The sequence below is a fragment of the Streptomyces sp. NPDC052052 genome (genome assembly GCF_040680455.1).
GTDB lineage: Bacteria > Actinomycetota > Actinomycetes > Streptomycetales > Streptomycetaceae > Streptomyces.
On sequence record NZ_JBFAWU010000014.1, the window covers coordinates 36,503 to 49,180 of the forward strand.

General features: G+C 70.4%; 10 protein-coding genes. 3 read left to right on the forward strand and 7 right to left on the reverse strand.

All coding sequences use genetic code 11. The annotated features are described in order from the left end of the window. Positions 1 to 167: 167 nt before the first annotated feature. The gene (gene lysS / locus AB0L71_RS18350) at positions 168 to 1,928 is read left to right on the forward strand and encodes a lysine--tRNA ligase (RefSeq protein ID WP_365243754.1); all 1,761 of its coding nucleotides are present in this window, start codon (positions 168 to 170) and stop codon (positions 1,926 to 1,928) included. 166 nt (positions 1,929 to 2,094) lie between these two features. Here lysS and AB0L71_RS18355 read toward each other — a convergent pair whose 3' ends face one another. The 4 genes from AB0L71_RS18355 to AB0L71_RS18370 all read right to left on the reverse strand — a co-directional run bounded on the left by AB0L71_RS18355 (position 2,095) and on the right by AB0L71_RS18370 (position 7,775). Then, positions 2,095 to 3,993 carry a serine/threonine-protein kinase gene (locus AB0L71_RS18355; protein WP_365243756.1) on the reverse strand — a complete coding sequence of 633 codons (1,899 nt, stop codon included), beginning with the start codon at positions 3,991 to 3,993 and terminating at the stop codon, positions 2,095 to 2,097. Positions 3,994 to 4,100: 107 nt separating this feature from the next. Next, positions 4,101 to 5,525: a DUF2637 domain-containing protein gene (locus tag AB0L71_RS18360; protein WP_365243757.1), complete on the reverse strand. Its 1,425-nt coding sequence runs from the start codon at positions 5,523 to 5,525 to the stop codon at positions 4,101 to 4,103. A 248-nt stretch (positions 5,526 to 5,773) separates the two neighbouring features. Next, the gene (locus AB0L71_RS18365; RefSeq protein ID WP_365243758.1) at positions 5,774 to 6,598 is read right to left on the reverse strand and encodes a DUF3558 family protein; all 825 of its coding nucleotides are present in this window, start codon (positions 6,596 to 6,598) and stop codon (positions 5,774 to 5,776) included. A 214-nt stretch (positions 6,599 to 6,812) separates the two neighbouring features. Beyond that, positions 6,813 to 7,775 carry a DUF3558 domain-containing protein gene (locus AB0L71_RS18370; protein WP_365243760.1) on the reverse strand — a complete coding sequence of 321 codons (963 nt, stop codon included), beginning with the start codon at positions 7,773 to 7,775 and terminating at the stop codon, positions 6,813 to 6,815. Between the two features lie 170 nt (positions 7,776 to 7,945). On the opposite strand from AB0L71_RS18370, the gene AB0L71_RS18375 reads away from it, so the two are divergent. Beyond that, positions 7,946 to 9,139, forward strand: a complete 1,194-nt coding sequence (locus AB0L71_RS18375; protein ID WP_365243762.1) for an RtcB family protein — start codon at positions 7,946 to 7,948, stop codon at positions 9,137 to 9,139. A 36-nt stretch (positions 9,140 to 9,175) separates the two neighbouring features. On the opposite strand, the gene AB0L71_RS18380 is transcribed toward AB0L71_RS18375, so the two are convergent. The 3 genes from AB0L71_RS18380 to AB0L71_RS18390 form a co-directional block, all read right to left on the reverse strand. Beyond that, on the reverse strand, positions 9,176 to 9,934 hold the full coding sequence (locus AB0L71_RS18380; RefSeq protein WP_365243763.1) for an SDR family NAD(P)-dependent oxidoreductase: 759 nt from the start codon (positions 9,932 to 9,934) through the stop codon (positions 9,176 to 9,178). 54 nt (positions 9,935 to 9,988) lie between these two features. Next, positions 9,989 to 10,324, reverse strand: coding sequence for a YnfA family protein (locus AB0L71_RS18385; protein WP_365243765.1), 336 nt, complete (start codon positions 10,322 to 10,324; stop codon positions 9,989 to 9,991). Positions 10,325 to 10,519: 195 nt separating this feature from the next. Further along, positions 10,520 to 11,977 carry an FAD-dependent oxidoreductase gene (locus AB0L71_RS18390; protein ID WP_365243767.1) on the reverse strand — a complete coding sequence of 486 codons (1,458 nt, stop codon included), beginning with the start codon at positions 11,975 to 11,977 and terminating at the stop codon, positions 10,520 to 10,522. Between the two features lie 122 nt (positions 11,978 to 12,099). Between AB0L71_RS18390 and AB0L71_RS18395 the strand changes: the two genes are divergently transcribed. Next, positions 12,100 to 12,672, forward strand: coding sequence for a TetR family transcriptional regulator (locus AB0L71_RS18395; protein ID WP_365243768.1), 573 nt, complete (start codon positions 12,100 to 12,102; stop codon positions 12,670 to 12,672). Positions 12,673 to 12,678: the final 6 nt, after the last annotated feature.

Genomic DNA, 12,678 nt, shown 5'->3' on the forward strand with positions numbered 1-12,678 from the left:
AGCGGGCCCCGCCCGTCCCACAGGGGTCCCACGCGTGCGTCGAGGGTCCATGAGTCCCATGCGGTTCATGAGTCCCCACAGGCTCATGAGTCCCATCAGGTTCATGAGGCCATCAAGTTTTTGTCCCATCAGGGTTTTCCCTGACGAGCCCCACAAGAGAGAAGGACGTGCAGACCGTGGCTCAGAGTCAGAGCAGCACCGAGGCCGACTGGGTCTCCCGCTTCGCGGACGATGTCATCGCCGAATCGGAGCGTCGTGCGCCTGGCAAACCGGTCGTCGTCGCGTCCGGTCTCTCCCCGTCGGGCCCGATCCACCTGGGCAACCTCCGCGAGGTCATGACCCCGCACCTGGTCGCCGACGAGATCCGCCGCCGGGGCTACACCGTCCGGCACCTGATCTCCTGGGACGACTACGACCGCTACCGCAAGGTTCCGAACGGTGTCCCGGGCGTCGACGAGTCCTGGGCCGAGCACATCGGCAAGCCGCTGACCTCGGTGCCCGCCCCGGCAGGGTCCACGTACCCGAACTGGGCCGAGCACTTCAAGGCCGCCATGACCGCCGCGCTGGACGAGCTGGGTGTCGTGTACGACGGCATCAGCCAGACCGAGCAGTACACGGCCGGCGTCTACCGCGAGCAGATCCTGCACGCGATGCGGCACCGCGCCGACATCGACGCCGTCCTCGACCGGTACCGGACGAAGAAGGACCCGGCGGGCGCCAAGGGCGGCAAGAAGCCGCAGCAGCAGAAGAAGGTCGACGAGGCCGAGCTGGAGGCCGAGGCGGGCTCCGGCGCGGCCACCGAGGACGACGGCAGCGGCGGCTCGGCGGGCTACTTCCCGTACAAGCCCTACTGCGGCAACTGCGAGAAGGACCTCACGACCGTCACGTCGTACGACGACGACAGCACGGAGCTGAACTACACCTGCAACGCCTGCGGCTTCGCCGAGACCGTCCGGCTGAGCGAGTTCAACCGCGGCAAGCTGGTCTGGAAGGTCGACTGGCCGATGCGCTGGGCGTACGAGGGCGTGATCTTCGAGCCCAGCGGCGTGGACCACTCCTCGCCGGGCTCCTCGTTCGTCGTCGGCGGCCAGATCGTCCGCGAGGTCTTCGACGGCGTGCAGCCGATCGGCCCGATGTACGCCTTCGTCGGCATCTCCGGCATGGCGAAGATGTCCTCCAGCAAGGGCGGCGTACCGACCCCGGCCGACGCGCTGAAGATCATGGAGGCGCCGCTGCTGCGCTGGCTGTACGCGCGCCGCAAGCCCAACCAGTCCTTCAAGATCGCCTTCGACCAGGAGATCCAGCGGCTCTACGACGAGTGGGACTCGCTGGCCCGCAAGGTCGCCGACGGCTCGGTCCTGCCGGCCGACGCCGCCGCGTACGCGCGGGCCATCGGCACGGCCGCCGGTGAGCTGCCGCGTACGCCGCGTCCACTGCCCTACCGCACGCTCGCCTCGGTCGTCGACATCACGGGCGGGCACGACGAGCAGACGCTGCGCATCCTGAGCGAGCTGGACCCGGAGAACCCGCTGACCTCGCTGGACGAGGCCCGGCCCCGTCTCGACCGCGCCGAGAACTGGATCACCAGCCAGGTCCCGGCCGAGGCCCGCACCATCGTCCGCGCGGAGCCGGACAAGGAGCTGCTCGGCTCGCTGGACGAGCAGGGCAGCGAGTCGCTGCGGCTGCTCCTGGAGGGGCTGGACTCGCACTGGTCGCTGGACGGGCTCACCACGCTCGTCTACGGCGTGCCGAAGATCCTGGCCGGACTGGAGCCGGACGCCAAGCCGACGCCCGAGCTGAAGGTCGCCCAGCGGTCGTTCTTCGCACTGCTGTACCGACTGCTGGTCAGCCGGGACACGGGGCCGCGACTGCCCACGCTGCTGCTGGCCGTCGGGGCGGACCGGGTGCGCAGGCTGCTCGGCGCGTAGAGGGTTCCCGCACACAGGGCCGTCATCCGGATCACCGGGTGGCGGCCCTGCGTCGTTACGGCCGCTCCGGGCCGGCTCCGGCTTCGTCCACGAAAGCCGGATCGGGCAGCTGTGGCCGGGGGCGGTGCGCATGCGTGGAGGGTCCCGGCCGCCGCGCGGACGTCGGTCAGGACTTCCGGATGTACTCCGCCGGTTCCGCGTTCGCATTCATGCTGTACAGCATCAAGTGGTCGTCGGCGACCGTGAGGAAGACCGCGTCCGGCTGACGGCACTCCTGGCCCGACTCCGCGGTGTACACCGCCGGACTGAGGGCCAGCACCGGGGACACCGCGCCGACGACGAACGTGCCGTCGCAGTACTGATCCGTGCCGTTCTCCGTGCCCGCCGTGACCGCCAGCCGCACCAGACGGCCACCGACCGGGCCCTGGGTGATCCGGATCATCTCCTGTTCTCGGTAGAACTCGTTGACCGGTACCCAGGCGCCGACGTACTCCTCCGGCACCGCCGCCCGTCCGCCGGTCGACCGGTAGAAATCGGCCGTCACGCTGCCGGACGTGAACACCAGGACGTCCCGCGACTTCACCCTGAGGGTCTGCCGGGCGAGCGGCGTGCAGCGCCCCTCCGGCACCCCCGCCGTCACCTGGCCCTGGTCGATGACCAGCATGTCGGCGTCGGCGGAGACCAGTTCGCTGCGCCCGGTGCACTGCAGATCGCCGTCGGTGTCGATGTACGTGGCGACCTTCTCGCCCGGTTCGCCCGATGAGATCTCCAGCCGCAGCACCCGTTTCGGCATCTCGACATTGCCGTCGAGCACGCCCTCCCAGGCGCCGACGAAGTCCTCCGGGACACCCTGGGCACCGGACGCCGTCGAACCGGAGGCCGGCGTGGTCGCCGAGGACGCACCGCCCGCCGTGGGGCCCTTCTCACCGATACCGATGCCACGCAGGGCCAGCGCCGTACCCGTGGCCGCCGCGGCGAGCGCCAGCACCCCGGCGAGGACGGGCCGCCACCGCGGCTTGGACCGGGGCCGGTTGGACGGGGCGGGTGCGGGCGCGCCCTGCGGTGGGGTGCCCGGTGCGGGTGCGGGTGCGGGTGTGTCGTGGGGCGGGGTGTGGGGTGTGGGTGTGCCCGGGGGCGACGGCGTGACCTGGGCCGGTGCGCCCTGCGGGGGTGTCTCCGCAGTGAGCATCCGGGCGGCGAGTCGGCCGAGTTCGGCCAGCAACTCGGCGGGCAGCCACGGGGCGTCCGAGTCGGTACGGGTCCCGACGGCCACCTGCTCCGCGGTGGGCCGCTGCTCCGGGTCCTTGGCGAGGCAGGCGCTGACCAGGCCGGTCAGTGTGTGCGGCACTCCGGTGAGGTCCGGCTCCTCCGCGGCGATACGGAACATCAGCGTGTGGGCCCCCAGATCGGCGGAGCCGAACGGCAGCCGCCCCGTCGCCGCGTACACCAGCACGGAGCCGAGACTGAACATGTCCGCCGCAGGCGTCACCCGCTGCCCGCGCACCTGCTCCGGCGACATGAAACCGGGTGAGCCGAGCACGACTCCGGTGGAGGTGCGCAGCGTGCCCGCCACGGTGTCGAGCGCCCGGACGATGCCGAAGTCGATGACGCGCGGACCGTCGACGGTCAGCAGGATGTTCGACGGCTTGAGGTCGCGGTGCACCAGACCGGCGCCGTGGACGGCGCTCAGCGTCCGGGCGAGCTGCCCGGCCAGCGCGTGCAGGGTGGCCTCGGGCAGCGGCCCGTAACCCGACTCGACGACCTGGTGCAGCGAAGGGCCGGGCACGTACTCGGTGGCCACCCAGGGGGCCGCGGCCTCGGTGTCGGAGCCCAGCACCGGCGTCGTCCACGCACCGCCCACCCGGTGCAGCGCGGCGACCTCCCGGCGGAACCTGGCCCGGAACTCGGGGTCTTCGGCCAGAGCCGCCTTGACCACCTTCACGGCCACGGCCCGTCCGCCCGAGGAACGTCCCAGGAAGACCTGGCCCATACCGCCGACGCCCAGTCGGCCGATCAGCGTGAAGTCCCCTATCCGGGGCGGATCCCCCGGCTCCAGGACGTCCATCCGTGCCCCGCTCTCCCCGTGTGCGTCAGGCTGTTCCGCGCGGCGGCGACACTACCGGTTCGGAGAGAAGCTGTCCCACGGCGGCCGCACCGCCCGGGCCATGGGCCCTACGCGATGTGGTCCTCCATCAGCTCACTGTTGAGGCGGGCGATGAACTGGTCCATGTAATGGTTCAGTTCGCGGGACTGGAGGCGCATCCCGTACGCCGCCTCGACGTTGGTGGCGAAGGCGCCGGGCGTCGGCATGCCCTCACCTTCTATCGAGTGCCGGAACACCTGGTACAGGTCCTCGTCCGATACGGCGGTCTCCTGCACGCCCTCGCCCAGTGGACGTGTGCCGCCCGCACCGTTCGGCACCTGGAACTGCTGCTTCGCCGCCTCGGCGGGGGCGGGCTGGGACTCCGGCTCGGGTTCCTGAACCGGTGCCTCGGGGTGGACCGGCTCGGGTTCCTGAGCCGGTGCGGCCTGTGCCGTGCGCTGCGCAGGCACCGGGACCCGCTGGGGCTGCTCCTCGTACCAGGTCTGGTGCTCCTGCAGAGGCGTGTACGTGGGCGGTTCGTAGGTGGGGTCGTAGTTGCCCTGGTACTGAACCTTCGCAGGGGTGGTGAACCACTGGCTCGGTCCCGCCTCGGCAACTGCGGCCGGTTCCTGGGCCGGGGCCGCCGGCGTGGGCTCCAGCTGCGGGGGCGTCGGCTGCGGGATTGCCTGTTGCGGGACTACCTGCTGCGGGACTACCTGCTGCGGGACCGCTTGCTGTGGGACTGCTTGCTGTGGGAGTTCCGGTTGTGGGACCGCCTGCTGCGGGAGTTCCGGTTGTGCGGCCGCCTGCTGCGGGGGCAGCAGCTGCGGTTCGATCCCCGCCGCCGCGAGGCCGGACGGAGCGGTCTGTGCGAGCGGCACGCCGAACCGTGCGAGGCGCAACGGCATCAGGGACTCGACCGGAGCCTTGCGGCGCCATGCGCGGCCGAAGCGGGAGCGGAGCCTTGCCTGGTAGACGAGGCGTTCCTGCTCCAGCTTGATGACCTGGTCGTAGGAGCGCAGTTCCCACAGCTTCATGCGCCGCCACAGCAGGAACGTCGGGACCGGCGCCAGCAACCAGCGGGTGATGCGGACGCCTTCCATGTGCTTGTCGGCGGTGATGTCGGCGATCCGGCCGACCGCGTGGCGGGCGGCCTCCACGGTGACGACGAACAGCACCGGGATGACTGCGTGCATGCCCATGCCGAGGGGATCGTCGGACGCCGCGGCGTTGAACGCGACGGTCGCTACGGTCAGCAGCCAGGCCGTCTGGCGCAGCAGCGGGAAGGGCATGCGGATCCACGTCAGCAGCAGATCCAGGGCCAGCAGGACACAGATGCCGGCGTCGATGCCGATCGGGAAGAAGTAGGAGAAACTCCCGAACCCCTTCTTCATGGCCAGCTCGCGCACGGCCGCGTAGGAGCCGGCGAAGCCGATCCCGGCGATGACCACCGCCCCGGCGACGACGACTCCGATGAGTATTCGGTGTGTGCGTGTGAGCTGCGTTGCGGCCACCCGCGTTCCCCTTCCGTTTCCCGTATTCGGCGCCCCGTGGCGGCGCCCTGGTGCGGCGCGCTGCCCGACGTCCTGCCTGACGTCCCGTTCGACGTCCTGCTTCGAATTCCGGCGCGCACAGCCTGGCACATGAGCGGGTGGCATGTTGCGCGGGGAGGGGAGAAGCCCGGTACTGGCGGGAGTACCGGGCTTCTGAAAACGCTTCTGGGAAGGGGTGTTGGGTGGGGGGAAGCCCTCTGCCGGGGCGGTCAGTCCGTCTTCTTGTCCGAGGTCTTGGTGTCCGAGCTCTTCTCGTCCGAGGCCTTCTCGTCGGCCGCGGAGGACTTGCTGGGATCGGCGGACTTGCTCGCCGCGTTCGACGCCGCGTCGCTGGTGGCGACCGAGGCCACGGCCTCCTTGGCCGCCTTCTCGGCGCCCTTCAGGATGTCGGCCGCGGCAGGTGTCTTCGCGCCCGCGTAACCCGCGCCGTTGTAGGTGAGGGTGACGACGACGTTCCCCGTGCGGGCGATGACGGTCGCGTACTTGAAGTCCTCGCTCGTCTTGGAGAGGTCGTAGGTAATCGTGGTGGCCTGTTCGCCGATGCCGGAGACGGCTGCCTCGGCGACCTTCTTCGCGCCCTCGGCCGCCTTGGCCTTCTCGACCTGCTTCGTGTAGTCCTGCTGTGCGCGCGCGGCTCCGCTGCCCAGGGTCTGGTCCGAGTCGAAGCGGGTGAAGCCGACGTCGAGCCAGCGGTACTGGGAGCCCTTCACGCCGTTGTCGTCGAGACCGTTCCAGGAGCAGCCGGCCCGGGCCGCGGTGTCGCTGGACTTGGCGGGCGTGCCGGCCTTGGACTTCACCGCGGGAACCAGGGAGGTGACCGTCTTCGTGGTGATCGACTTGCACGGGTCGGGCAGCGCGGCGAACTTCGCGGGCTCGACACTCGCTTCCGACGTCGTCGCGCTCGGGGTGGCGGACGAGGACGAACCCGAGGCCTTCGTGTCGTCGGAGTCCGACGAGCAGCCGGCGACGACGAGCATCACCGGAACGGCGGCGCAGGCGAGTATGCGGGGGAGTCGCGAGGCTGAACGGTGCATGGTTCCTTCACTCAGGTGGCGCGGTCGGCGGGCTGCCAGGTGGTCGGGCTGCGGGGCGGTCGGGCTTCCGGTGCGGTCGGACTTCCGATGCGGCCGGCGGGGGGTCGGCGGGTGTTCCGGAGGGCCACGGTACGACGGACGGCGCTCGGATGCCGCCTCGGCCGGGTGCTCGGCCGGCGGGGGGTGAGACCGGGCCGGGGCACTTCGGGCGGGACTAGTCGGTGAAGCTGTTGACCAGCTGCTGGGCCAGCGACCGTGCCTTGTCCTGCAGTTCCTTGCTGTCGGGGACCACGGTGGAAACGGTGGGCTGGGCGGTGTACTCGATGGTCACGATGACGTTCGATGTGCGGAAGACCACGCTCACCGTGCGGTTCTGGGCGGTGGAACCTTCCCTTGTGAGCGAATCGTTCAGAAATGCGTTGTCTGCGAGGTTGTCGAGGACGCGCGGTGCCAGGCTGTCGTCCTCGCCGCCGGAGCCGTCGGAGCTGTCGGAGTCGCCCGAGCTGTCGGAGCTGTCGTTTTCGGCGGTGTCACCATCGGTGCCCCCGTCGGTGTCCCCGTCGGTGGTCGCGCCCGTGGTCCCGTCCGTGGCCTCTTCCTCGGAGTCGGAGCCGGACAGGGCGTGCGAGGCGGAGCCCGACGTGGACTCCGTCTTGGATCCCGATGCGGAGTCGTCTGCGGAATCGGCGGAGTCGGAGGGGGTTGCCCCTTCCTTCGTGGCCTTGGTGTCGCTGGGTGCGGTGGACGGCGAGGACAGGCCGGCGGCTGCCTCCTTCTCCGCGTACACCTCGCTGGCGCGGTCGTCGTCGCTCACCGTGGGGTCGTAGGACACGACGCGTTCGAAGTCGATGAAGAGGGTGTGCGAGGAGGTGGTGGTCTCAGCCTTCCAGCGGCAGCCGACCTTGCGGTCGGTGTCGTAGGTCACGGTGGCCGTGCCCGCGAACAGCTCCTCCTGCTGGTCCTCGGTGAGTTCGGCCGAGCCCGGGAACATCTCCTCCAGGGTGGACGACGTGATGGCTCGACAAGGGTCGGGAAGGGTGCGGTACTTGCCGGGAGCCGCCACGGTGACGGTCGACTCGCCCGACTTGCTGTCAGGGGCGGATCCACCTGTTCCGGTGCTGGCGCTGCAGCCGACGGCAAGTGCTGCCACGAGCGCGATGCCGGGTACGTACGCCATTCGCCGCACGGTCCTGGGCTCCCTTCGTGCGAAAAACGGTTGCCGCTCGATCGCGGCCGGTGGACACAATGTGTATCGCACACGCCGCTGTGAATGTCGGTTGACCGACTTATTTGTCGGCCTTGGCGCCGGTTTTGCGCTTTCACACTTTTCGGGGGAATCGAGGAATTATGTCGTACGTGGAGATGCCGGGTGCCAAGGTCCCGATCCGTATGTGGGCCGACCCGGCCTCGGTCGAGGACGTTGCGATGCAGCAGCTGCGGAACGTCGCCACGCTGCCCTGGATCAAGGGCCTCGCCGTGATGCCGGACGTCCATTTCGGCAAGGGCGCGACCGTCGGTTCGGTGATCGCGATGCAGGGGGCGGTCTGCCCGGCGGCGGTCGGGGTGGACATCGGCTGCGGAATGTCCGCCGTGAAGACCTCTCTGACGGCCAATGACCTGCCGGGTGACCTGTCCCGACTGCGGTCGAAGATCGAGGAGGCCATTCCGGTGGGCCGCGGCATGCACGACGAGGCCGTGGACCCGGGCCGGCTCCACGGCTTCCGGACGCAGGGCTGGGACGATTTCTGGGGCCGGTTCGACGGGGTGGCCGACGCGGTCAAGTTCCGTGAGGAACGGGCCACGAAGCAGATGGGAACGCTCGGTTCGGGCAACCACTTCATCGAGTTCTGCCTCGACGAGTCGGGTTCGGTCTGGCTGATGCTGCACTCCGGATCGCGGAACATCGGCAAGGAACTGGCCGACTTCCACATCGGGCGGGCGCAGAGTCTGCCGCACAACCAGGGCCTGGTCGACCGGGATCTGGCCGTGTTCATCGCCGGTACCCCGCAGATGGCGGCCTACCGGAACGACCTCTTCTGGGCGCAGGAGTACGCGAAGCACAACCGCGCCATCATGATGGCGCTCTTCCAGGACGTGGTCCGCAAGGAGTTCAAGAAGGCCAAGGTCACCTTCGATCCGGTCATCTCCTGCCACCACAACTATGTGGCGGAGGAGCGGTACGACGGCATGGACCTGCTGGTCACGCGGAAGGGCGCGATCCGGGCGGGCTCCGGGGACTTCGGGATCATTCCGGGCTCGATGGGTACTGGTTCGTACATCGTGAAGGGTCTCGGGAACGAGAAGTCCTTCAACTCGGCCTCGCACGGCGCCGGCCGGAAGATGAGCCGGAACGCCGCGAAGAGGCGCTTCTCCACGCGGGACCTGGAAGACCAGACGCGGGGGGTGGAGTGCCGCAAGGACTCCGGCGTCGTCGACGAGATTCCGGCCGCCTACAAGCCGATCGAGCAGGTCATCGAGCAGCAGCGGGACCTCGTGGAGGTCGTCGCCAAGCTCAAGCAGGTCGTGTGCGTGAAGGGCTGAGGCCCTGGGCGTTCCGGCCGGCGCGTGCAGGCGGGGTCAAGAGGTGCGGTGGACCTTGGAGTTGGAGGCCTGGGCGCGGGGGCGGACGACGAGCAGGTCGATGTTGACGTGGCTGGGGCGGGTGATGGCCCAGGTGATGGTGTCGGCCACGTCGTCGGCGGTGAGGGGGGCCTCGACGCCTGCGTACACCTTCGCCGCCTTCTCGGTGTCGCCGCGGAAGCGGGTCGTGGCGAACTCCTCCGTCTTGACCATGCCGGGGGCGACCTCGATGACACGGACCGGGGTGCCGACGATCTCCAGGCGGAGGGTCTCGGCCAGGACGTGTTCGCCGTGCTTGGCGGCCACGTAGCCGGCACCGCCCTCGTAGGTGGCGTGGCCCGCGGTGGAGGAGAGGATCACGATCGTGCCGTCGCCACTCGCGGTGAGGGCGGGGAGCAGGGCCTGGGTGACGTGGAGCGTGCCGATGACGTTCGTCTCGTACATCTGGCGCCAGTCGGCCGGGTCGCCGGTGGCGACGGGGTCGGCGCCGAGCGCTCCGCCCGCGTTGTTGACGAGGACGGCGAGGCTGCGGAACGCCGTGGCGAACTCGTCGACCGCGGCACGGTCGGTGACATCCAGGGCGTAGGCCGTTGCCTGGTGGCCCGCCTCGTTGATCTCGGCGGCGAGCGCCTCGATGCGGTCCTTCCGGCGGGCGGTCAGCACGACGCGGTAGCCGGCGGCGGCCAGCTGCCGGGCAGTCGCGGCGCCGATGCCGCTGCTTGCTCCGGTGATGACGGCGATCGGGGTGGCGGCCATGGCGGACTCCTCGGACAGCTGATCGGTACCTGGTCAGGATAGGCAGGCGCAGGATCAGTGGTTGCGCGGGGCATACATGATCACGGCCATCCCGGCCAGGCAGATCAGTGCCCCGGTCACGTCCCAGCGGTCGGGGCGATAACCGTCGGCGACCATGCCCCAGGCGATCGAGCCCGCGACGAAGACACCGCCGTACGCGGCGAGGATGCGGCCGAACTCGCCGTCCGGCTGAAGGGTCGCGGCGAAGCCGTAGACGCCCAGCGCGATGATGCCCGCGCCGATCCAGATCCAGCCCCGGTGCTCGCGTACGCCCTGCCAGACGAGCCAGGCACCGCCGATCTCGAAGAGCGCGGCGACGGCGAACAGGGCGACAGAGCGTGCGAGGGACATGCGAGCAGCGTGTCACAGGGGGCCGGGGGCGGGCGGTGCGGCTGTCGGTACGCCGGTGGCCGCGGAGGTCGGGCGTGATCGTGGCGGGAACGGTGGGCGGGATCGTGGCTGGGTCCGTGGCGGGGACGGTGGATGGGATCGGCCGGGGCGGCGGGGCTTCGATTGCGGCGGTCGCCGTGCCGGCCGGGCGCGGCTTCATCGGGCGAGCGCGGCACGGAGGGCCGCCGGGTCGGTGTGGTCGCTCGCCCAGGCGATGTAGCCGTCCGGGCGGACGAGCAGGGCGGTGCTGCGGTCGCCCTTCCAGTGGGCGTGCACCAACGGGGCCGGCGATGCCGGAGCGGTGACTCCGGCGGGGGTGACGAGGACGAATGTGCCGCCGCGCAGCAGGTGGTGGAGGCGTCCCTCCTGCAGGCTCAGGTCGAGCGCGCGCTTCGCGGTGAGGGGGTGGGCACCGCGCGGTGCCGTGTAGGCGATGGAGAGGCCGGAGATCAAGCCGATGGCCTTGTCGGAGGCCGGCCGGAGCATGTCCAGGGCCTTGGCGGCGAGGGCCCGGACCGTCCGCTGGAGCGGGGTGCGGGCCATGGCCAGGCGGACGAGCGCGCCGCTGGAGCGGAGCACCATCGTGCCGACCGGGTGCCGTTCCGCGTGGTAGCTGTCGAGCAGCGTCTCCGGGGCGGCCGTCTGTCCGCGCAGTGCGGCGGCGAGCTTCCAGGAGAGGTTGGCGGCGTCCTGGAGGCCGGTGTTCATGCCCTGGCCGCCCGCGGGTGAGTGGACATGGGCGGCGTCCCCGGCGAGGAAGACCCGGCCCGTGCGGTAGGCGGGCACCTGGCGCTCGTCGCTGTGGAAGCGGGAGATCCAGCGTGCCTCGCGCATGCCGTAGTCCGTGCCGAGGACGCGGCGGGTGATCTCCCGCAGTTCGGCGAGGTCGACGGGGTCGCTGTCGGCGGCCTGGCGGGCGCGGTCCCAGCCCATGACGCGATACCAGCCGTCGCCGAAGGGGACGATGAAGGCGAAGGCGTCCCCCACGCCGTTCACCGTCAGGACGGCGGAGGGTTCCTCGGCGAGCCGTACGTCGGCGAGGACCATCGACCGGATCACCGATCTGCCGGGGAAGGGGAGACCGAGTCCCTGCCGCACCCGGCTGCGCACTCCGTCGGTGCCGACGAGATAGCGGGCGTCGAGCGTGGCTGGGCCGCCGTCCGTCGCACGCAGTTCGGCGGTGACGATGTCCGATCCGTCGTGCTGGTGGAACGCGGTCAGCTCCGTGCCGTAGCGGAAACGGACGCCCGCGGCGCGGGCGCGGCGCTCCAGCAGGCGCTCCACCTCGTACTGCGGGGCGATCAGTACGAAGGGGAAGCGGGTGCGCAGCCGGGAGAGGTCGAGCGAGAGCTTGCCGAAGAAGCGCAGGGCGGAGAGGGGTGTGCCCGCCTCGACGAGTTCGTCGGCGAGGCCGCGGGTGTCGAGCAGTTCGAGTGTGCGGGCGTGTACGACGAAGGCGCGTGTCATGGTGCTGGTCTGGTGCGGGCGGCGTTCCACGAGCGTGACCGAGAGGCCCTGGGCGGCGAGGTCGCCCGCGAGCAGCAGGCCGGTGGGGCCTGCGCCCACGACGAGGACGTCGGCGGTTTCGGGTGCGGTGCGCGGGGTGGTGGACATGACTGCCTCCTGGGCCCGTTCCTCAGCGGTCGTTGTGCCAACAGGTGTTGGTCAACGCTTGTTGGCAACGGTAGTTCTGTCCGGAGTGGCATGTCAACGCTTGTTGGCCTACAGTTGTTGGCATGATGACGAAGCCTGCCGCTCCCCGCCGCTCGGATGCCACGAGGGCCGCGATCCTCGAAGCCGCGCGCGAGCGGTTCGCCGCCGACGGATACGAGCGCGCCACCATCCGGGCCATCGCCCGTGACGCGAACATCGATCCGTCGATGGTCATGCGCTACTACGGCAACAAGGAGGGACTGTTCGCCGCCGCGTCCGCGATCGACCTACGCATACCCGAGCTCGGCGCGCTGCCGGGCCGGCACATCGGCGCCGCTCTCGTCGCACACTTCCTGGACCGTTGGGAGGGCGACGACGTGCTCACGGGCCTGCTCAGGGTCGGCGTCACCAACGAAGCGGGTGCCGAGCGCATGCGGGCGGTCTTTGCCGAGCAGCTCGGCCCGATAGCGGCCGGCGTCTGCCCCGTCCCGGCGGATGCCCCGCGCCGCGCGGCCCTTGTCGCCTCACAGATCCTGGGGATGGCTCTCGCGCGCTACGTCCTGCGGATCCCGCCCGCCGTCTCGATGCCGCGCGAGGAGGTGATTGCCTGGCTCGCGCCCACCGTTCAGCGCTATCTGACCGCCGAGCGGCCATGAGGCCGC

Bases quoted from the DNA above. Each gene is read 5' to 3' on its own strand.
- AB0L71_RS18370 (WP_365243760.1), bottom strand. From the start codon at position 7,775: ATGGCGTACGTACCCGGCATCGCGCTCGTGGCAGCACTTGCCGTCGGC.
- AB0L71_RS18385 (WP_365243765.1), bottom strand. From the start codon at position 10,324: ATGTCCCTCGCACGCTCTGTCGCCCTGTTCGCCGTCGCCGCGCTCTTC.
- AB0L71_RS18355 (WP_365243756.1), bottom strand. From the start codon at position 3,993: ATGGACGTCCTGGAGCCGGGGGATCCGCCCCGGATAGGGGACTTCACG.
- AB0L71_RS18380 (WP_365243763.1), bottom strand. From the start codon at position 9,934: ATGGCCGCCACCCCGATCGCCGTCATCACCGGAGCAAGCAGCGGCATC.
- AB0L71_RS18365 (WP_365243758.1), bottom strand. From the start codon at position 6,598: ATGCACCGTTCAGCCTCGCGACTCCCCCGCATACTCGCCTGCGCCGCC.
- AB0L71_RS18395 (WP_365243768.1), top strand. From the start codon at position 12,100: ATGATGACGAAGCCTGCCGCTCCCCGCCGCTCGGATGCCACGAGGGCC.
- AB0L71_RS18375 (WP_365243762.1), top strand. From the start codon at position 7,946: ATGTCGTACGTGGAGATGCCGGGTGCCAAGGTCCCGATCCGTATGTGG.
- AB0L71_RS18390 (WP_365243767.1), bottom strand. From the start codon at position 11,977: ATGTCCACCACCCCGCGCACCGCACCCGAAACCGCCGACGTCCTCGTC.